The 18,632-nt window shown below is 70.1% G+C and carries 18 protein-coding genes; 13 read left to right on the plus strand and 5 right to left on the minus strand.

Annotated elements, in window-relative coordinates:
- The first annotated feature begins 34 nt into the window (after positions 1-34).
- Positions 35-1,018 carry a DUF5937 family protein gene (locus ACH4YL_RS08010; protein ID WP_398505920.1) on the plus strand — a complete coding sequence of 328 codons (984 nt, stop codon included), beginning with the start codon at positions 35-37 and terminating at the stop codon, positions 1,016-1,018.
- A gap of 5 nt (positions 1,019-1,023) precedes the next feature.
- Here the strand turns inward: ACH4YL_RS08010 and ACH4YL_RS08015 are convergent, their stop codons facing one another.
- Entirely contained in the window at positions 1,024-1,317 is a 294-nt protein-coding gene (locus ACH4YL_RS08015) for an MTH1187 family thiamine-binding protein (RefSeq protein WP_398505921.1), read from the minus strand.
- Positions 1,314-1,658, minus strand: coding sequence for a DUF3817 domain-containing protein (locus ACH4YL_RS08020; RefSeq protein ID WP_398505922.1), 345 nt, complete (start codon positions 1,656-1,658; stop codon positions 1,314-1,316). Before ACH4YL_RS08020 ends, ACH4YL_RS08015 begins: the two co-directional genes overlap by 4 nt.
- A 158-nt stretch (positions 1,659-1,816) precedes the next feature.
- Between ACH4YL_RS08020 and ACH4YL_RS08025 the strand changes: the two genes are divergently transcribed.
- The 4 genes from ACH4YL_RS08025 (at position 1,817) to ACH4YL_RS08040 (ending at position 4,498) form a co-directional block, all read left to right on the plus strand.
- On the plus strand, positions 1,817-2,449 hold the full coding sequence (locus ACH4YL_RS08025; RefSeq protein WP_398506619.1) for an AIM24 family protein: 633 nt from the start codon (positions 1,817-1,819) through the stop codon (positions 2,447-2,449).
- Complete coding sequence (locus ACH4YL_RS08030) at positions 2,449-3,099, plus strand: AIM24 family protein (RefSeq protein ID WP_398505924.1); 651 nt, start codon at positions 2,449-2,451, stop codon at positions 3,097-3,099. Before ACH4YL_RS08025 ends, ACH4YL_RS08030 begins: the two co-directional genes overlap by 1 nt.
- Complete coding sequence (locus ACH4YL_RS08035) at positions 3,096-3,878, plus strand: AIM24 family protein (RefSeq protein WP_398505925.1); 783 nt, start codon at positions 3,096-3,098, stop codon at positions 3,876-3,878. The genes ACH4YL_RS08030 and ACH4YL_RS08035 overlap by 4 nt, the downstream gene beginning before the upstream one ends.
- Positions 3,879-4,021: 143 nt before the next feature.
- Positions 4,022-4,498, plus strand: coding sequence for a MarR family winged helix-turn-helix transcriptional regulator (locus tag ACH4YL_RS08040; RefSeq protein ID WP_398505927.1), 477 nt, complete (start codon positions 4,022-4,024; stop codon positions 4,496-4,498).
- Positions 4,499-4,681: 183 nt separating this feature from the next.
- Here the strand turns inward: ACH4YL_RS08040 and meaB are convergent, their stop codons facing one another.
- Together meaB and ACH4YL_RS08050 are read right to left on the minus strand one after the other, a co-directional pair.
- A complete protein-coding gene (gene meaB / locus ACH4YL_RS08045; protein WP_398505929.1) occupies positions 4,682-5,638 on the minus strand; it encodes a methylmalonyl Co-A mutase-associated GTPase MeaB in 957 nt (318 codons plus the stop codon).
- Positions 5,639-5,666: 28 nt separating this feature from the next.
- Complete coding sequence (locus ACH4YL_RS08050) at positions 5,667-6,875, minus strand: acetyl-CoA C-acetyltransferase (protein WP_398505930.1); 1,209 nt, start codon at positions 6,873-6,875, stop codon at positions 5,667-5,669.
- Between the two features lie 145 nt (positions 6,876-7,020).
- On the opposite strand from ACH4YL_RS08050, the gene mce reads away from it, so the two are divergent.
- The 5 genes from mce (at position 7,021) to ACH4YL_RS08075 (ending at position 14,489) form a co-directional block, all read left to right on the plus strand.
- Complete coding sequence (gene mce, locus ACH4YL_RS08055) at positions 7,021-7,449, plus strand: methylmalonyl-CoA epimerase (protein ID WP_398505932.1); 429 nt, start codon at positions 7,021-7,023, stop codon at positions 7,447-7,449.
- A 166-nt stretch (positions 7,450-7,615) separates the two neighbouring features.
- The gene (gene scy / locus ACH4YL_RS08060; protein WP_398505934.1) at positions 7,616-11,539 is read left to right on the plus strand and encodes a polarized growth protein Scy; all 3,924 of its coding nucleotides are present in this window, start codon (positions 7,616-7,618) and stop codon (positions 11,537-11,539) included.
- A gap of 114 nt (positions 11,540-11,653) precedes the next feature.
- On the plus strand, positions 11,654-12,592 hold the full coding sequence (locus tag ACH4YL_RS08065) for a cellulose-binding protein (protein WP_398505935.1): 939 nt from the start codon (positions 11,654-11,656) through the stop codon (positions 12,590-12,592).
- A gap of 130 nt (positions 12,593-12,722) precedes the next feature.
- Positions 12,723-13,706 (plus strand): ABC transporter ATP-binding protein, encoded by a 984-nt coding sequence (locus tag ACH4YL_RS08070; protein WP_398505937.1) that lies wholly within the window; start codon positions 12,723-12,725, stop codon positions 13,704-13,706.
- Positions 13,707-13,709: 3 nt separating this feature from the next.
- Positions 13,710-14,489 (plus strand): ABC transporter permease, encoded by a 780-nt coding sequence (locus ACH4YL_RS08075; protein ID WP_398505939.1) that lies wholly within the window; start codon positions 13,710-13,712, stop codon positions 14,487-14,489.
- On the opposite strand, the gene ACH4YL_RS08080 is transcribed toward ACH4YL_RS08075, so the two are convergent.
- Positions 14,470-15,351, minus strand: coding sequence for a hypothetical protein (locus ACH4YL_RS08080; RefSeq protein WP_398505940.1), 882 nt, complete (start codon positions 15,349-15,351; stop codon positions 14,470-14,472). The two genes, ACH4YL_RS08075 and ACH4YL_RS08080, sit on opposite strands and share 20 nt — an antisense overlap.
- Positions 15,352-15,617: 266 nt before the next feature.
- On the opposite strand from ACH4YL_RS08080, the gene ACH4YL_RS08085 reads away from it, so the two are divergent.
- From ACH4YL_RS08085 to ACH4YL_RS08095, 3 genes are all read left to right on the plus strand, one after another.
- A complete protein-coding gene (locus tag ACH4YL_RS08085; protein ID WP_398505942.1) occupies positions 15,618-16,499 on the plus strand; it encodes a hypothetical protein in 882 nt (293 codons plus the stop codon).
- 114 nt (positions 16,500-16,613) lie between these two features.
- Positions 16,614-17,789, plus strand: a complete 1,176-nt coding sequence (locus tag ACH4YL_RS08090) for an ATP-binding cassette domain-containing protein (protein WP_398505944.1) — start codon at positions 16,614-16,616, stop codon at positions 17,787-17,789.
- Positions 17,786-18,622: an ABC transporter permease gene (locus tag ACH4YL_RS08095; RefSeq protein WP_398505945.1), complete on the plus strand. Its 837-nt coding sequence runs from the start codon at positions 17,786-17,788 to the stop codon at positions 18,620-18,622. The genes ACH4YL_RS08090 and ACH4YL_RS08095 overlap by 4 nt, the downstream gene beginning before the upstream one ends.
- Positions 18,623-18,632 lie beyond the last annotated feature (10 nt).

Raw genomic sequence — 18,632 nt, forward strand, 5'->3', positions numbered from 1 at the left:
AGACTTTCGGCCGCAGCCGAATCCCAGGGGCACCATGCCGTCCTTCATGCACTTCCGCGAGGCCGATCTCCTGCGGATCCGGTTCGCCGTCTCGCCGCTCTGGGAGACGCAGGAAGCCGTACGCACCCTCAAGCGGCCCGACCGGCACAGCTACCACCAGCCCTGGCTCCGGCGGATACGGCGGGAGGCCGCCGGGCTCGACCTCTCCACGCTGTGGCTGCTGATGCCGCACCGAGGACACACCCCGGACTTCCTCGGGCCGCCGCCCATCGGACCCGCCGCGTCCTTCGAGGAGGAGATCGCCGCCGTACGGGCCGCCGATCCCGAGGCCGCGCGGCACGACATGGCGTGGGCGCTCTCGTGCACGCCGGGAGCCGCGGAGAGTGAGCAGGGCAGGGCCCTCATCAAGGACCCCGCGCGGGCCGTGCAGGAGCTCGCCGACTGTCTGGAGCGGGCCTGGCACGCGCTCGTCGAGCCGGAGTGGCCGCGGCTGCGCGCGCTGCTCGAGGCCGATGTCGCCTTCCACTCACGGCGGTTGGCCGAGACCGGACTGGAGGGGCTGTTCGCCGATCTGCATCCGCGGCTCAGCTGGGCCGACGGCACGCTGACCCTGGCCACGACCAGTGATCATGTACGGGACCTGGGCGGTCAGGGCCTGATGCTGATGCCCAGCGTCTACTGCTGGCCGGACATCGTGACCGGCTTCGAACCGCCGTGGCAGCCGACCGTCGTCTACCCGGCGCGCGGCATCGGCGCGTTGTGGGCCGAGCCGTCCGACAGCGCACCGGAGGTTCTGGCCCGGCTGCTGGGCCCCGGCCGCGCCGCCGTGCTCGTCGCGCTCGACGAACCGGCGGGGACGACGGCGCTCGCACACCGGCTCGGCCTGGCGCCGTCGTCCGTATCGGCGCATCTGTCGGTGCTGCGGGACGCGGGCCTGCTGACCTCGCGCCGCTACGGACACCAAGTTCTGTACGAGCGCACGCCGCTGGGCATCGCGCTGGCCGGATCCAGGGACTGAGGAGTTCAGGCGGAGAGGTGCCGCTCCACGGTCTCGACCTTGGAGGTGAGTCCGTCGGTGACGCCCTGTCGGATGTCGGCCTTGAGGACCACCGAGACGCGCGGGGCGCGCGCCTCGACCGCCGCGACGGCGCGCTTGACCACGTCCATCACCTCGTCCCAGTCACCTTCTATCGAGGTGAACATCGCGTCGGTGCGGTTCGGCAGACCCGACTCACGGACGACCCGCACGGCGTCGGCGACGTACTCGCCGACGTCCTCACCGACACCGAGCGGGGTGACCGAGAAGGCGACGATCACGCTTTGACCGAGCCTTCGCGACGGGCGCGGGAGGCGATGACCTCGTCGTCGGCGGCGCGCTTGAGCTTGCGCTCGGCGAAGAAGCCGCCGAAGGGGAGGACGGAGAGCACGAAGTACAGGGCCGCCGTCTTGAGGTCCCACTTGGTGCGGTTCCAGGCGTCGAGCCAGAACAGCACATAGAGGATGAAGAGCACGCCGTGGATCGCGCCCATGACCGGGACCGCGTTGAACTCCGTCGTGCGCTTGAGCACGGAGCAGACGAGCAGGAGGAGGAACGACACAGCCTCCGGCGCGGAGACCAGGCGGAGACGGTGGAGGGACGAGGCGGTCTTGATGTCCACGGGGGCACCTTCGGTTGATCTTGTGAATGGATGCACAAGGGCGACCCCATTGTGGCATCGGGCTTTGCCGGACCTTTGTCAGGGTCGGGGTCAGGGTTGCGATCATTCCTCAGGATCTGTTCGTGCCGCGTACCGCCCTATAACGTCACCCCGTGGCAATGTTCCGACTGCAAGGCAGCAAGGTGCTCGCCGTCGACATGACCGGTGACGCCGTCAAAGCGAAGAACGGCTCGATGGTCGCGTACGACGGCCAGATGGCGTTCAAAAAGATGTCCGGCGGCGGTGAGGGCATCCGCGGGATGGTCACCCGCCGGCTGACCGGCGAGCAGATGGTGATGATGGAGGTGAAGGGGCAGGGCACCTGCTACTTCGCCGACCGCGCCTCCGAGATCAACCTGGTGAATCTGCACGGCGACAAGCTGTACGTCGAGGCGAGCAATCTGCTCTGCACGGACGCGGGCCTGCGCACCGGAACCAGCTTCACCGGCCTGCGCGGCGGTGCGACGGGCAACGGCCTGTTCACCACCACCGTCGAGGGCACCGGCCAGGCGGCGATCATGTCGGACGGTCCGGCTGTGGTGCTGCGCGTCACGCCGCAGTACCCGCTCTCCGTCGATCCCGGCGCGTACATCGCCCATCAGGGCAACCTCCAGCAGAACTTCCAGTCGGGTGTGACCTTCCGCACCTTCATGGGCGAGGGCGGCGGCGAGGCCTTCCAGATCCGCTTCGAGGGCGATGGCCTGGTGTATGTCCAGCCGAGCGAGCGGAACACCGTCGGAGGCGACGTCTGATGCCGTTCCGTGAGATCAACTCGAAGATGGTCGAGGCGACGATCGCTCCCGGCCAGAAGTTGTTCAGCCAGCGCGGCGCGATGCTCGCGTACCGCGGCGAGGTCAGCTTCACGCCCAACATGCAGGGCGGGCAGGGCGGTCTGGCGTCGATGATCGGCCGGCGGGTGGCCAACGAGGCCACGCCGCTGATGACGGTCGAGGGCAGCGGCACGGTGATGTTCGGCCACGGCGGCCATCACATCCAGGTGATCCAGCTGACCGGCGACACGCTGTTCGTCGAGGCGGACCGGCTGCTCGCCTTCGACGGCACGCTGCAGCAGGGCACGATGTTCATGGGCTCGCAGGGCGGGGTCATGGGCATGGTCCGCGGCCAGGTGACCGGCCAGGGTCTGTTCACCACCACGCTCAAGGGCCATGGCGCGGTCGCGGTGATGGCGCACGGCGGGGTCATCGAGCTGCCGATCACGCAGGGGCGGGCCGTCCATGTGGACCCGCAGGCGTATGTCGCGCACCACGGCGACGTACGCAACAAGCTCTCCACCGCGCTGGGTTGGCGCGACATGGTGGGGCGCGGCTCGGGCGAGGCGTTCCAGCTGGAGCTGAGCGGCAGTGGCGCGGTGTACGTACAGGCCTCGGAGGAGAAGCTGTGACCGGTCCTGTGGTCTTCGACCCGATGACGCTGCCGAGTGACGACAACGTCAATGCGTACACCTTCTGCGTGGAGCTCAAGGGCAGCCAGTGGTTCCTGCAGAAGGGCAAGATGATCGCCTACTACGGGCGCATCGACTTCAACGGAATTGGCCACGGCCGCTTCGACCGGCTGCTGCGGACGTCGTTCCACTCGCCGCTGCACGCGAGCGACTGGGTCGTGGCGGAGGGCAGCGGCAAGATGCTGCTCGCGGACCGCGCCTTCGACGTCAACTCGTTCGACCTGGACAACGGGAATCTGACGATCCGGTCCGGGAATCTGCTGGCCTACCAGCCGACGCTGGCGCTGAAGCAGTCGATCGTGCCGGGCTTTCTGACGCTGATCGGAACCGGAAAGTTCGTCGCCGCGTCGAACGGTCCCGTGGTGTTCATGGAACCGCCGATCAAGGTGGATCCGCAGGCTCTGGTGGGCTGGGCCGACTGCCCTTCGCCGTGCCATCACTACGACCACGGGTACATGACCGGCGTGATGGGCGGGCTGCGCCAGCTGACGGGGATCGGCGGAGCCTCCGGGGAGGAGCACCAGTTCGAGTTCGTCGGCGCGGGCACGGTTCTGCTGCAGTCGACCGAGACCCTGATGGCGGAGACGGCGACCGGCGCCGTACCGCACCAGGCGGGCGTCCCGGGCGGCCACGGCGGCACCGGAATCCCAGGTCAACACGGGTCCGCACCCCGCCTGCCCGGACAACTGGGGGACCTCCAGCGTCGCTTCGGCCTGTGAGCGGTAGTCTGCGGAGTGTGACGTCGAACGTCTGCACCCCCACGTACGCAGCACATCTCTACGCAGCACATCCCGCTCGGCGGTGCCGGGCGTCACACTCTCCGACTTCGTCCGTCTTTCAACTTCTTAGGTAGAATCCATACATGGAGACCGAGACGGCCACCCGCTGGCTGACCGATGACGAGCAGTGCGCCTGGCGTACCCACCTGGACGTCAGCAGACTGCTGATGCACCAGCTCGAGAAGGACCTCCAGCCGTTCGGCCTGACCAACAACGACTACGAGATCCTGGTCAACCTCTCGGAGTCCCCGGAGCGCAGGATGCGGATGAGCGATCTCGCCGCCGCCACGCTCCAGTCCAAGAGCCGCCTCTCCCACCAGATCACCCGCATGGAAAACGCCGGCCTGGTCCGCAGGGAGAACTGCGAGTCCGACCGGCGCGGGCTGTACGCGGTGCTGACCGACCTCGGCGTCGAGACGATGCAGAAGGTCGCACCGCACCATGTCGCGTCCGTACGCAAGCACTTCATCGACCTGCTGACGCCGGAGGCGCTGGCGGAGCTGCGGGCGTCGCTCTCGCCGGTGGCGGACCATCTGCGCGGGAGGCGCGGGAAGGTGTGATCCGGGGCGCCGCGCGGCCAGGGGCGGGCGAGGGCGGCGCCAGGCGTTGTCCAGCAGTTGGCCGAGTGCCGCCGCGCCCGCAGCGCGGAGGCGGCGGCCCCGGGGGCCAGAGGGCCCCGCGAGTCCGGAGTGCGAGCCCCGGGGGTCCTGAGCACGAACCCCCGGGTTCTTGAACGGTCCCGCTCAGGACTTCGTCAGGCTCGAGACCAGTTCGTCCGCCGCCGAGTACGGGTCCAGTTCGCCCGCCACGATCCGTTCCGCCAGCGCGCCCAGCCGCCGGTCGCCGTGCAGGTCCCCGATCCGTTCCCGCAGGGCCGTGACCGCGATCGTTTCCACCTCGCCCGCCGCCCGGCGGGCGCGACGCTCCGCGAGAACGCCGTGTTCCTCCATCCAGGCGCGGTGTTTCTCCAGCGCCTCGACCACCTCGTCGATGCCCTCGCTCCGCGCCGCGACCGTCTTCACGATCGGCGGCCGCCAGTCCCCCGGGCCCCGCGCCTCGCCCAGGCCCAGCATGTGGTTGAGCTCGCGGGCCGTCGCGTCCGCGCCGTCGCGGTCCGCCTTGTTGACGACGTACACGTCGCCGATCTCGAGGATGCCCGCCTTTGCTGCCTGGATGCCGTCGCCCATCCCGGGGGCGAGAAGCACGACCGACGTGTCCGCCTGGGACGCGATCTCGACCTCGGACTGGCCGACGCCCACCGTCTCCACGAGGATCACCTCGCACCCCGCAGCGTCCAGCACGCGGATCGCCTGCGGCGCGGCCCACGCCAGGCCGCCCAGGTGCCCGCGCGTGGCCATCGAGCGGATGTAGACGCCCGGGTCCGACGCGTGGTCGGACATCCGGACCCGGTCGCCGAGCAGCGCCCCGCCGGAGAACGGCGACGACGGGTCGACAGCCAGCACGCCGACCCGCTTCCCGGCCCGCCGGTACGCCGTCACCAGCGCCGACGTGGACGTGGACTTGCCGACGCCGGGCGAACCCGTCAGGCCCACCACGTACGCCCCGCCGGTCAGCGGGGCCAGCGTCGCCATCACCTCACGCAGCTGTGGGGACGCCCCCTCGACGAGTGAGATCAGCCGGGCCACGGCCCTCGGCCGGCCCTCCCTCGCCTGGGCAACCAGCTGGGGGACGTCCACCATCTACGTGCTCCTTACCTGCCTGGACTCCTTACTTGCCGGCGCCGGGCACGCGGACGATCAGCGCGTCGCCCTGTCCGCCGCCACCGCACAGCGCGGCCGCACCGACGCCGCCGCCACGGCGCTTCAGCTCCAGCGCCAGGTGCAGGACCACCCGCGCGCCGGACATGCCGATCGGGTGCCCCAGGGCAATCGCACCACCGTTGACATTCACCTTTTCCAGGGACACGCCAAGGTCCTTCATTGACTGCACGGCGACCGCGGCGAACGCCTCGTTGATCTCGATGAGGTCGAGGCTCTCGACGCCGATGCCCTCCTTGCGCAGCGCATGCTGGATCGCGTTGGACGGCTGGGACTGCAGGGAGTTGTCGGGACCCGCCACGTTTCCGTGCGCGCCGATCTCCGCGATCCACTCCAGGCCCAGCTCCTCGGCCTTGGCCTTGCTCATCACCACGACCGCCGCAGCGCCGTCCGAGATCTGCGAGGACGTGCCGGCCGTGATCGTGCCGTCCTTGGCGAAGGCCGGGCGCAGCTTGCCCAGCGACTCGACCGTCGTGTCGGCGCGGATGCCCTCGTCCTTGCTGAAGACGACCGGCTCACCCTTGCGCTGCGGGATCTCCACGGGCGTGATCTCCGCCTCGAAGATGCCGTTCTTCTGCGCGGCCGCGGCCCGCTGGTGCGACAGCGCCGCGATCTCGTCCTGCTCCGGGCGGGCGATGCCGAGCCTGGTGTTGTGCTTCTCCGTGGACTCGCCCATGGCGACGCCCTCGAAGGAGTCGGTGAGTCCGTCGTACGCCATCGAGTCGAGCATCTCGATCGCGCCGTACTTGAAGCCCTCGCGAGACTTCGGCAGCAGATGCGGCGCGTTGGTCATCGACTCCTGGCCGCCGGCGACGACGATGTCGAACTCGCCGGCGCGGATCAGCTGGTCCGCGAGCGCGATGGCGTCGAGGCCGGAGAGACAGACCTTGTTGACGGTGAGCGCGGGGACGCTCATCGGGATGCCGGCCTTGACCGCGGCCTGGCGCGCCGGGATCTGGCCGGCGCCGGCCTGCAGCACCTGTCCCATGATCACGTACTGCACCTGGTCGGGGCCGATGCCCGCCCGGTCCAGCGCCGCCTTGATGGCGAAGCCGCCGAGATCGGCGCCGGAGAAGGACTTGAGGGAGCCGAGCAGCCGCCCCATGGGCGTACGGGCGCCCGCGACGATCACTGAGGTGGTACCGGTCGTTCCAGACATGAGCAGGATCCCCTTCCAGCACGGAGCTGAGGAGTGAACGAGGGTTTACTTCAATGTACTGAGCGGTACGGCTCCAGGTCACCGGGCAGCCGGTGTGATCGCGCGCACGTTGCGTAACCACACCGTGGAGCGCTGCACTGGGAGCATGCTGACGCGAATCGACCACATCGGGATCGCCTGTTTCGACCTCGACAAGACCGTTGAGTTCTACCGTGCCACGTACGGCTTCGAGGTCTTCCACAGCGAGGTCAACGAGGAGCAGGGCGTACGGGAAGCCATGCTCAAGATCAATGAGACGTCCGACGGCGGCGCCTCCTACCTCCAGCTCCTGGAGCCCACCCGGGAGGACTCGGCCGTCGGGAAGTGGCTGGCCAAGAACGGTGAAGGGGTCCACCACATCGCCTTCGGCACGGCCGACGTGGACGGCGACGCCCAGTCCATCCGTGACAAGGGTGTGCGGGTTCTCTACGACGAGCCCCGTATCGGCTCCATGGGCTCCCGTATCACTTTTCTCCACCCCAAGGACTGCCACGGCGTTCTCACCGAACTCGTCACCTCTGCAACGGACCACTGACCTCTGGATTCCCGGCCCGGTAGAGTGGGCGATTCCGGGCCGGGGCCGGGTCGGGGCCGCGCCGCGTCCCCTCCGCTGATCTGTCACCATTCCCCGGGGGGCCGTTCGCCGGCGAACGGTGCTCGTTTGGAGACAGTTGCGACCAGGGGACGGATGGGACCGCGCAGTGCGGGGCTACGAACGCCAGGAGAGCCACCGAGCTGACGACGACCATCTCTCGCGGTTCGAGGCCGAGATGGACCGGCTGAAAACCGAGCGGGAGAAGGCCGTCCAGCACGCCGAGGACCTCGGCTATCAGGTCGAGGTGTTGCGCGCCAAGCTCCATGAGGCGCGCCGCAGTCTCGCGACCCGTCCCGCCTACGACAGCGCCGACGTCGGCTATCAGGCCGAGCAGCTGCTCCGTAACGCCCAGATCCAGGCCGACCAGCTGCGCTCCGACGCCGAGCGTGAACTGCGCGAGGTCCGCGCACAGACCCAGCGCATCCTCCAGGAGCACGCCGAGCACCAGGCCCGGCTCCAGGCCGAACTGCACACCGAGGCCAACCAGCGCCGTCAGCGCCTTGACCAGGAGCTGGCCGAGCGCCGCCAGACCGTCGAGGCGCATGTCAACGAGAACGTGGCCTGGGCCGAGCAGCTGCGTGCCCGTACCGAGGCACAGGCCCGCCGGCTGCTCGAGGAGTCCCGGGCCGAGTCCGAGCAGTCGCTGGCGGCGGCCCGCGCCGAGGCCACCCGCGTCGCCGAAGAGGCCACCCGGCGGCTCGGCTCCGAGGCGGAGTCGGCCCGCGCCGAAGCCGAAGCGATCCTGCTGCGGGCCCGCAAGGACGCCGAGCGGCTGCTGAACGCCGCGTCCAACCAGGCACACGAGGCCACCAGCCACGCCGAGCAGCTGCGCTCCTCCACCAGCGCCGAGTCCGACAGCGCCCGCCAGCAGGCAGCCGAACTGAGCCGCGCCGCCGATCAGCGCCTCCAGGAAGCGGAAGAGAAGCTTCGCGAGGCCCGCGCGGAGGCCGAGAAGGTACTCGCCGAGGCCAAGGACTCGGCGTCCAAGCAGGTGGCGTCCGCCGAGTCCGTCAACGAGCAGCGCACCAGGACCGCCAAAGCCGAGATCGCGCGGCTGGTCGGCGAGGCCACCACCGAAGCGGAGGCGCTCAAGGCGGAGGCCGAGCAGGCCGTCGCCGACGCCCGCGCGGAGGCCGAGAAGCTGGTCGCGGGCGCCGCAGAGAAGGCGAAGACGGTCGCGGCCGAGGACTCGGCCGCCCAGCTCGCGAAGGCGGCCCGTACCGCCGAGGAAGTACTGAACAAGGCGTCCGAGGACGCCAGGGCCACCACCCGCAAGGCGGGCGAGGAGGCCGAGCGGATCCGCCGCGAGGCCGAGTCCGAGGCGGACCGGCTGCGCGGCGATGCCGCCGAGCAGGCCGACCAGCTCAAGGGCGCGGCCAAGGACGACACCAAGGAGTACCGCGCCAAGACGGTCGAGCTGCAGGAGGAGGCGCGCCGGCTGCGCGGCGAGGCCGAGCAGCTGCGTTCCGAGGCGGTCGCCGAGGGTGAGCGGATCCGCGGCGAGGCGCGGCGCGAGGCCGTCCAGCAGATCGAGGAGGCGGCCAGCACCGCCGAGGAGCTGCTGACGAAGGCGCGTGCGGACGCCGACGAGATGCGGGCCGCGGCGAGCACCGACAGCGAGCGCGTCCGCACGGAGGCCATCGAGCGGGCCACCACGCTGCGCAAGCAGGTCGAGGAGACGCTGGAGCGCACCCGTGCCGAGGCCGACCGGCTGCGTGCCGAGGCCGAGGAGCAGGCGGAGGGCGTCAAGTCCGCGGCCGAGCAGGCTGCGGAGGCGCTGCGCGAGGAGACCGAGCGCGGAGTGTCGGCCCGTCAGGCGGAGGCCGCCGACGAGCTGACCCGGCTGCACACCGAGGCCGAGTCCCGTATCACCGCCGCCGAGCAGAACCTCGCGGACTCCCGGGGCGAGGCCGAGCGGATCCGCCGCGAGGCGGCCGAGGAGACCGAGCGGCTGCGTTCGGAGGCGGCGGAGCGGATCCGTACGCTCCAGGCGCAGGCCGAGCACGAGGCCGAACGGCTGCGTACGGAAGCCGCTTCCGACGCGTCGACGACCCGTGCCGAGGCCGAGAACATCGCGGTACGGCTGCGCAGCGACGCCGCCGCCGAGGCCGAGCGGCTCAAGAGCGAGGCGCAGGACACCGCCGACCGGCTGCGCGCTGAGGCCGCGGCCGCCGCCGACCGGATCGGCGTGGAGGCCGCGGAAGCGCTCGGCGCCGCGCAGGAGGAGGCCGTACGCCGCCGCCGCGAGGCCGAGGAGATCCTGGCGTCCGCGCGCGGTGAGGCGGACCAGGAGCGCGAGCGGGCCCGCGAGCAGAGCGAGGAGCTTCTCGCCTCGGCGCGCAACCGCGTCGACGAGGCGCAGACCGAGGCGCACCGGCTGGTCGAGGAGGCCGACCGCCGTGCCACCGAGATGGTCGCGGCCGCCGAGCAGACCGCCAAGCAGGTACGGGACTCCGTCAACGGACTGCACGAGCAGGCCGAGCAGGAGATCACCGGACTGCGTTCCGCCGCCGAGCACGCGGCCGAGCGCACCAGGTCCGAGGCGCAGGAGGAGGCGGACCGGGTCCGCGCCGACGCGCACGCCGAGCGGGAGCGGGCCACCGACGACGCGGCCCGGCTGCGCGTCAGGGCTCAGGAGGAGACCGACGCGGCGAACCAGCTCGCCGAGCGGACCGTCACGGAAGCGATCAACGAGTCGGACCGGCTGCGCGCGGACACCGCGGAGTACGTCCAGCGGATGCGTACGGAGGCGAGCGACGCGCTCGCCACCGCCGAGCAGGACGCTTCCCGCGCCCGCGCCGAGGCACGCGAGGACGCCAACCGCATCCGCTCCGACGCCGCCACCCAGGCCGACCGGCTCATCGGCGAGGCGTCCAGCGAGAGCGAACGGCTGCGTACGGACTCGGCGCAGGCGCTGTCGGACGCCGAGCAGGTCAAGGCGGACGCCGTGGCCGAGGCCGAGCGGCTGCACGCGGGGATCCGCGCGGACGGCGAGCAGGTCCTGGACGAGGCGCGGCAGGCGGCCGACAAGCGCCGCGGCGACGCGGCGACGCAGGCCGACCAGTTGATCGCCGAGGCGACCGGCGAGGCGGAGCGGCTGCGTGCCGAGGCCGCCGAGACGGTGGGCTCGGCCCAGCAGGCCGCCGAGCGCATCAAGGCCGAGGCCCAGCGGGTCAAGGCGGACGCCGAGGCCGAGGCCGAGCGGACGCGTGCGGAGGCCCGCCAGGAGGCGGACCGTACGGTCGACGAGGCACGAAAGGCCGCGGCCACGCGCCGTGCGGACGCCGCGGAGCAGGCCGACCAGCTCATCAACAAGGCCCAGGAGGAGGCGCTGCGCGCGGCCACCGAGGCCGAGGAGCAGGCCGACACCATGGTGGGCGTGGCCCGCACGGAGGCCGAGCGGCTGGTCTCCGAGGCGACGGTCGAGGGCAACTCGCTGGTGGAGAAGTCACGTACGGACGCGGACGAACTGCTCGTCGGCGCACGGCGGGACGCCACGGCGATCCGGGAGCGCGGCGAGGAGCTGCGGGCCCGCGTCGAGGCCGAGATCGAGGAGCTGCACGATCGTGCCCGCCGGGAGACCGCCGAGCAGCTGAGGTCGGCGGGCGAGCGTGCCGACCTACTGGTGAAGGCGGCCGAGGAGCAGCTGGCCGAGGCTCGGGCGAAGGCCAAGGAGCTGATGTCCGATGCCAATTCGGAGGCCGGAAAGGTCCGGATTGCCGCGGTCAAGAAGGCTGAGGGGCTCCTCAAGGAGGCCGGCCAGAAGAAGGCAGAGCTGGTCCGCGCGGCCGAGGCGGTCAAGGCGGAGGCCGACGCGGAGGCCTCGCGTCTGGTCGGCGACGGCAAGCGTGAGCTCGATGTGCTGGTGCGCCGGCGGGAGGACATTCAGGCCGAGATCTCCCGTGTCCAGGACGTTCTTGAGGCGTTGGAGTCTTTCGAGGCGCCGACGGGCGGTGGCAAGGACGGCGGCGTGAAGGCGGGCGCGACAGCGGGGGTTACACGTTCGAGTGGCAAGTCGTCCGAGGGCTAGCCACTCAAAAGGCTGGACATTCTCCATATCAAACGGGCATCCGCTCGATGACACGCCGCTTCGGCCCCTAGGATTCCCCCTATCACCTCACCGGTCTCATTCGACAGGAACCCCATGAGCGACACTTCCTCCCCCTTCGGCTTCGAGCTCGTGCGGCGTGGTTACGACCGCGGTCAGGTGGATGACCGCATTACCAAGCTCGTCGCCGACCGTGATAGTGCTCTGGCCCGAATCACCTCTCTGGAAAAGCGCATCGAGGAGCTCCACCTCGAGACGCAGAACGCCCAGGCTCAGGTAAGCGACGCAGAGCCGTCGTACGCCGGTCTCGGTGCCCGCGTCGAGAAGATCCTCCGCCTCGCCGAGGAGGAGGCGAAGGACCTGCGCGAGGAGGCCCGTCGCGCGGCCGAGCAGCACCGTGAGCTCGCCGAGTCCGCCGCCCAGCAGGTGCGCAACGACGCCGAGTCGTTCGCCGCCGAGCGCAAGTCCAAGGCCGAGGACGAAGGCGTCCGCATCGTCGAGAAGGCGAAGAGCGACGCCTCCACTCTGCGCGGCGAAGCGCAGAAGGACGCGCAGTCCAAGCGCGAGGAGGCCGACGCGCTCTTCGAGGAGACCCGCGCCAAGGCCGCCCAGGCCGCCGCGGACTTCGAGACGAACCTCGCCAAGCGCCGCGAGCAGTCCGAGCGCGACCTGGCCTCGCGTCAGGCGAAGGCCGAGAAGCGCCTGGCGGAGATCGAGCACCGCGCCGAGCAGCTGCGTCTGGAGGCCGAGAAGCTGCGTACGGACGCGGAGCGCCGGGCCCGTCAGACGGTGGAGACGGCGCAGCGCCAGGCCGAGGACATCGTGGCCGACGCGAACGCCAAGGCCGACCGGATCCGCAGCGAATCGGAGCGCGAGCTGGCGGCGCTCACCAACCGCCGCGACTCCATCAACGCTCAGCTGACCAACGTCCGCGAGATGCTGGCCACGCTGACCGGTGCGGCCGTGGCCGCGGCCGGCACGCCCGCCGACGACGAGCCGATCTCGCGCGGCGTCCCGGCGCAGCAGTCCCGCTAACACGGTTCTCGGTAGCGTCCTCTGACGCCGGGTGGGCTTCGGCCCGCCCGGCGTTTTTGGCGTCCGAACCGCTTGCGGAGGCTTGGCTTCCAGGATTGCGGGGCTCACCGGGCCCCATTAGCGTGGCCGCATGATCGAGCTCGAGGGCCTCACCAAGCGCTTCGGCAGCCTCACCGCGGTCGACCATCTCTCCTTCACGGTCCAACCCGGCGTCGTGACCGGCTTCCTCGGTCCCAACGGCGCGGGCAAGTCGACGACGATGCGGATGATGCTCGATCTCGACAACCCGACCAGCGGTTCGGTCCGGATCGACGGCAAGCACTACCGCGATCTCCAGGAGCCGCTGAAGTACATCGGTGCGCTGCTGGACGCCAAGGCCATGCACGGCGGCCGGAGCGCGTACAACAACCTCCTCTGCCTCGCCCAGGCGAACCGCATCCCTGCCTCCAGGGTCGCCGAGGTCCTCGATGTCGTCGGGCTGAGCGCGGTGGCGAAGAAGAAGGCCAAGGGCTTCTCGCTCGGTATGGGCCAGCGGCTGGGAATCGCCTCCGCGCTGCTCGGCGATCCGGAGATCCTGATGTTCGACGAGCCGGTCAACGGCCTCGACCCCGAGGGAATTCACTGGATCCGCAATCTGATGAAAACTCTTGCGTCGGAGGGACGAACGATCTTCGTCTCCTCGCATCTGATGAGTGAAATGGCCCTGACCGCCGAACACTTGATCGTGATCGGACAGGGCCGGCTGCTGGCCGACACGTCGATGGCTGATTTCATTCACGAGAACTCCAGGAGTTATGTACGGCTCCGCTCCCCGCAGCAGGAGGGGCTGCGCGATGTGCTCCACTCCGCCGGCTTCACCGCGGTCGAGTCGGGCAACGGCACGCTGGAGATCGACGGCGCCACCAGCGAGGCGATCGGCGAGCTGGCCGCCGAACACCGGATCGTGCTGCATGAACTGAGCGCGCAACGCGCCTCGCTGGAGGAGGCGTTCATGCAGATGACGGCCGGCGCGGTGGAGTACCACGCACACGGCACGGGCGAGAGCGCGCCGCCGCCCGCCCAGCCACCGGGTCCCCAGTGGGGCCAGAGCTACCAGAGCAGCAAGGGAGCCTGACCCATGGCCTCGGTGCCCGCGGTCCTGCAGTCCGAATGGACCAAGATCCGTACGGTCTCCTCGACGACCTGGACGCTGGTCAGCGCGTTTGTCGTCACCGTTGCCCTGAGCGCCGCGCTCAGCGCGGTGATGAAGGCGACGTTCGACGATCTGTCCCGGGAGGAGCAGGTCACCTTCGACCCGACGTTCCTGAGCTTCTCGGGAATGGTCCTCGGTCAGCTGGCGATGGTGGTCTTCGGCGTGCTGGTGGTCGGCACGGAGTACAGCTCCGGCATGATCCGCACCTCGCTCGCCGCCGTACCGCAGCGCGCCACCTTCCTCTTCAGCAAGATGGCGGTGGCCACGGCTCTGGCGCTGGGCGTCGGGATGGCGACCAGCTTTGTCTCGTTCTTCCTCGGCCAGGCGCTGCTCGGCGACCACCGGACGACGATCGGCGAGGACAACGTGCTGCGCGCGGTCGTCGGCGGCGGTCTGTACATGGGCCTGATCGCGCTGTTCTCGATGGCCGTGGCAACGATGCTGCGCAGTTCGATGCTGTCGCTCGGCATCCTGATGCCGTTCTTCTTCCTGGTCTCACAGATCCTCGCGGCGGTCGCGGGCGCGAAGGACGTCGCCCAGTACTTCCCGGACCAGGCCGGCTCCAAGATCATGCAGGTGGTGCCGGACGCGATGGGCAGCGACCCGGCGCCGTACGGGCCCTGGGCCGGGCTCGGGATCATGGTGCTCTGGGTGATCGCGGCGCTGATCGGCGGCTATCTGGTGCTCAAGAAGCGGGACGCGTAGGAGGCGGCGGAGTGCCTTCGTCGGGCAGCAGCTCGTCGAAGTCCTTCCAGCCGCGCCAGCTCCACACGTCCTTGGCGAGATTGGGCTCCAGCGGTACGAAGCGGCCGGTCTCGAAGTCGTCGCCGCCGAGGTCGAACCAGCGCTCGTCGACGACTTCGGTGCCCATGCCGACGGTCCGCGCGGTTAGCCGCACCAGCAGTTTGGCGCCGTGCGAGCTGGAAAGGTCCTTGCCCTGGATCCGGCCTACGGGCAGCTGCGACACGGGCGCGTCGACGGGTATCCACACGGTGAAGGGCGCACCGCGCTCCACCGCGAGCCAGGACCGCTCGTCCGCCGGCTCGCCCTTCTCGTCGAGGACCCTGAGCCACTTCTTGTAGATGACGAGGCTGCCGTCGTGCGGCGAGCGCTCCAGATACCGCAGATGGACCCGGGCCTTCAGATCGACGACCGAGAGGTTGTCGAGGTGGTTGTAGAAGCGGACCGCGATGATCGCGTCGTCGCTCTCGGCGTGCAGGCGCGCATAGCCGGGAAAGTCGGCGGCCCAGGCGTGCGAGATGCTCGCCCGCCGCCGCCAGACGAACGGACGCAGCGCGAACATCTTGATCAGGACGATGCCGAGCAGTACCGCGGGCGCCAGCGCACCGGTCAACGAGGCGAGCGTGGCCAGCAGTTGATGGGCCAGGCTGTCCTTCTCCGGGCTGAGACTGTCGGTCCCGACACAGGCCCGCAGCGCCTCCAGCGCGAGGTTCAGCAGCCCTTCGCCGTCGCCCAGCCGCTCGCCGACGCTGCGCCCGGACTTCTCGGTGAGCGTCCAGGCCACGGCGATCGCCGTGGCGAACACGGCAAGACCGGAGAGCGTCATCAGGATGAGGGTGTGGACCGGACGTCCGGCGATCCACCAGCGAACCGACGTCCGATACCGGGGATGCGGCCTGCGTCGCCACATCCAGTCCGGCAACCAGCTCAACTTCCGCCTCCCGACGTCGAGTTCCTGTGCACGAGAGATCTTCCCGCCCGGTGGCCGTCCGCGCCAACCGTAATGCGCACACGCGTCCCGTACGCTCGGCAGGGGTAGACCTGCATGAAAGGCTCTGCCCGTACACGCGACCAACCCGAAGGGCGTCTCCCGTGAAGGACCGAAGCCTCGAAGCGCTGGGCCTGGACGGAGTGCCGGCCAAGGAACCGCTGACCTATCCGGGCCGCCCCACCACCGAGCCTTCGCTGCTCTCCGGTGACGAGCTGCTGCATCTGGATGTACGCCCGCTGCGGCTCGGCGAGTGGTATGTGGAGGAGCAGGCGGAGCAGAAGCTCCTGGACGATGCGCTCTCCGGCCTCGGCCAGGTCGTGACGGGCCGCCGCCATCCGGTGATCTCGGTGGGCTCCAACGCCTCGCCGGGGCAGGTCAGCCACAAGCTCACCCGGCTCGGCATTCCGGCGACGGTGCCGATGGTGCCGGTGCGGGTGCAGGGCATCGGCGTTGGCTGCTCCGGGCACATCAGCCCGGCCGGCTATGTCGCGGGCACTCCGTACGTCGACCCGGGTTCCGAAGCCGTCCTCGTGGTCGCCTGGCTGGATTCCACCCAGCTGAAGGCCGTCGACGACACCGAGTTTCCCGACTACCGCCGGGCGATACTCCCCGGCGGCGACTTCCCGATGACGATGCCGTCCGGGGAGCGGCTCGGCGGCGCGTACATCTACTTCAGCTCGCACGGCGTGCTCGCGGGTCCCGACGGCAGGCCGCGGCCCGGCGGCGGTGACCAGTCCGAGCTGCTCGCCTCGCTGCTGGCGGCCTCGCCCAGGCTGCGTGAGCTGCTCGGACCCGATCCGGTGACCTGGGTGAAGAAGGCCGGCGCGGACCGTGCGCTGCGCGAGGAGGGCACGCGGATCTTCGGTTCCGAGGGCTGGGTGCTGCCGCAGACGGACTTCCTTCCGTACCTCGACGACTCCGCCGAACTGCGGCTCTACGACGATCTGCCGCCGCTCGGCGACTCGCTCCCGCCGAGACCGTAGCGTTACGGCTTGGCCGGAACCGTCAAGGCACGGATATCCTCCTAACTCTTACGGGGGCGTACGGCCAAAAATGTGGCCTGTGCCCCGACGACCGAAAGTCGATGGGGCTGGAGAATGATCGAGGCAGTCGGCCTGACAAAGCGCTATGGCGCGAAGACGGCCGTGTACAACCTTTCCTTCCAGGTACGGCCCGGTGCCGTCACCGGGTTCCTCGGCCCCAACGGCGCGGGCAAGTCGACGACGATGCGCATGATCCTCGGCCTCGACAACCCGACCGAGGGACGGGTGACCATCGGCGGCCGCCCCTTCGCGCAACTGCCGAACGCGCCGCGCCAGGTCGGCGCGCTCCTCGACGCCAAGGCCGTGCACGGCGGCCGCAGCGCCCGCAACCACCTGCTGTCGCTGGCGCAGCTGTCCGGCATTCCGGCCCGCCGGGTGGACGAGGTGCTCGGTGTCGTCGGTCTGCAGGACGTGGCCAAAAAGCGCTCCAAGGGCTTCTCCCTCGGCATGGGCCAGCGGCTCGGCATCGCGGCCGCGCTGCTCGGCGATCCGCAGGTGCTGCTCTTCGACGAGCCGGTCAACGGCCTCGACCCGGAGGGCATCCTGTGGGTCCGCAATCTGATGAAGCGGCTCGCCTCCGAGGGCCGTACGGTCTTCGTCTCCTCGCACCTGATGAGTGAAATGGCCCTGACCGCCGAGCACTTGATCGTGATCGGCCGCGGGCAGCTGCTCTCGGACATGAGCGTCAAGGACTTCATCTCGCACAACTCGGCGGACTTCGCACGGGTGCGTACGCCGGACACCGAGCCGCAGCAGCGCGAGAAGCTCTCGGCCGCGATCACGGAAGCCGGCGGACAGGTCCTGTCGGAGCCGGACGGCGCACTGCGCGTCACCGGTCTGCCGCTGCCGCGGATCAGCGATCTGGCGCACTCCTCGGACGTCCGGCTGTGGGAGCTCTCGCCGCACCAGGCCTCACTGGAGGAGGCGTACATGCGGATGACGCAGGGCGCGGTCGACTACCGCTCGACGGCCGACCAGAAGTCGGGCCTGATGCAGCAGCAGCCTCCCGGCTACCTGCCGCCGCAGCCGCAGATCCCGGACGTGCCGTCGCAGGGCTGGTACGCCCCGCCGCCGCCCCAGCACGGCCAGCCGGTCCCGCAGGGTCAGCCGGGCTACCCGGGCCAGCCGGTGCAGAACCCGTACGCGGGCGGGCCCGCTCCCGCCGCTGGGCCGGGCATGCCGCCGGCCGCCGCCCCCGCCGACCTGAACAAGCCCGAGGACGCCCGATGACCACCCCGTACCAGCAGCAGGGCGCGCCCGCCGCCGCGTACTCCTCGTACTCCTCGCCGATCCCGGTCCGCAAGGCCCACCTCGGCGACGCGCTCGCCTCCGAGTGGACCAAGATCCGTTCCGTGCGCTCCACCATGTGGACGCTGAGCGTGATGATCGTGCTGATGCTCGGCCTCGGCGTCCTCTCCGCGGTGGTCGTCGCCTCTTCGGAACCCGATCTGGAGGGCCAGCCGATCCTCTCGCTCGGCTTCTTCGGCGTGCTGCTCGGCAGCATCTGCGTGATCACGCTGGGCGTGCTGACGATCGCGTCCGAGTACGGCACCGGAATGATCAGGACCACGCTGACCGCGTGCCCGAGCCGGGCCCGGGTGCTGACCGCCAAGGCGATCGTCTTCTTCCTGCTCGTCTTCACGCTCACCACGGCGATGGCCGCGCTGGTGGGCGCCATCCAGGTGTCGATCATCGACCAGGGCACGCCCACCAGTGAGGAGTGGTTCCGGGCGACGGTCGGCGTCGGCCTCTATGTCGCGCTGCTCGGTCTGCTCTCGCTGGCCATCGGCTCGCTGATCCGGCACTCGGCGGGCGCGATCACCGTCATGATCGGCGTCGTGCTGCTGCCGCTGGTGCTGGCGTTGTTCATGTTCTCGGAGTCGTTGACGGACCTGCGCGAGGCGCTGTTCGAGTACTCGATCCCGAACCAGCTCGCCGTCTTCTACGACAACGCCGTGGCCCAGTCGGGACCGCAGGGCTGGGACCCGATGCTGATCATCCTGGGCGTGACGGCTGCGGCGATGGCCGGCGCGTACGCGCTGCTCAAGGCGCGGGACGTCTGACGGCTTCGGC

The sequence above is a fragment of the Streptomyces sp. NPDC020681 genome (assembly GCF_044334895.1).
Classification (GTDB): Bacteria; Actinomycetota; Actinomycetes; order Streptomycetales; family Streptomycetaceae; genus Streptomyces.

What these genes read in the sequence shown, in the direction of transcription:
- ACH4YL_RS08010 (WP_398505920.1), top strand. Translation starts at nt 35, where the DNA reads ATGCCGTCCTTCATGCACTTCCGCGAGGCCGATCTCCTGCGGATCCGG.
- ACH4YL_RS08025 (WP_398506619.1), top strand. Translation starts at nt 1,817, where the DNA reads ATGTTCCGACTGCAAGGCAGCAAGGTGCTCGCCGTCGACATGACCGGT.
- ACH4YL_RS08030 (WP_398505924.1), top strand. Translation starts at nt 2,449, where the DNA reads ATGCCGTTCCGTGAGATCAACTCGAAGATGGTCGAGGCGACGATCGCT.
- ACH4YL_RS08040 (WP_398505927.1), top strand. Translation starts at nt 4,022, where the DNA reads ATGGAGACCGAGACGGCCACCCGCTGGCTGACCGATGACGAGCAGTGC.
- meaB (WP_398505929.1), bottom strand. Translation starts at nt 5,638, where the DNA reads ATGGTGGACGTCCCCCAGCTGGTTGCCCAGGCGAGGGAGGGCCGGCCG.
- ACH4YL_RS08050 (WP_398505930.1), bottom strand. Translation starts at nt 6,875, where the DNA reads ATGTCTGGAACGACCGGTACCACCTCAGTGATCGTCGCGGGCGCCCGT.
- mce (WP_398505932.1), top strand. Translation starts at nt 7,021, where the DNA reads ATGCTGACGCGAATCGACCACATCGGGATCGCCTGTTTCGACCTCGAC.
- ACH4YL_RS08065 (WP_398505935.1), top strand. Translation starts at nt 11,654, where the DNA reads ATGAGCGACACTTCCTCCCCCTTCGGCTTCGAGCTCGTGCGGCGTGGT.
- ACH4YL_RS08070 (WP_398505937.1), top strand. Translation starts at nt 12,723, where the DNA reads ATGATCGAGCTCGAGGGCCTCACCAAGCGCTTCGGCAGCCTCACCGCG.
- ACH4YL_RS08075 (WP_398505939.1), top strand. Translation starts at nt 13,710, where the DNA reads ATGGCCTCGGTGCCCGCGGTCCTGCAGTCCGAATGGACCAAGATCCGT.
- ACH4YL_RS08080 (WP_398505940.1), bottom strand. Translation starts at nt 15,351, where the DNA reads ATGACGCTCTCCGGTCTTGCCGTGTTCGCCACGGCGATCGCCGTGGCC.
- ACH4YL_RS08090 (WP_398505944.1), top strand. Translation starts at nt 16,614, where the DNA reads ATGATCGAGGCAGTCGGCCTGACAAAGCGCTATGGCGCGAAGACGGCC.
- ACH4YL_RS08095 (WP_398505945.1), top strand. Translation starts at nt 17,786, where the DNA reads ATGACCACCCCGTACCAGCAGCAGGGCGCGCCCGCCGCCGCGTACTCC.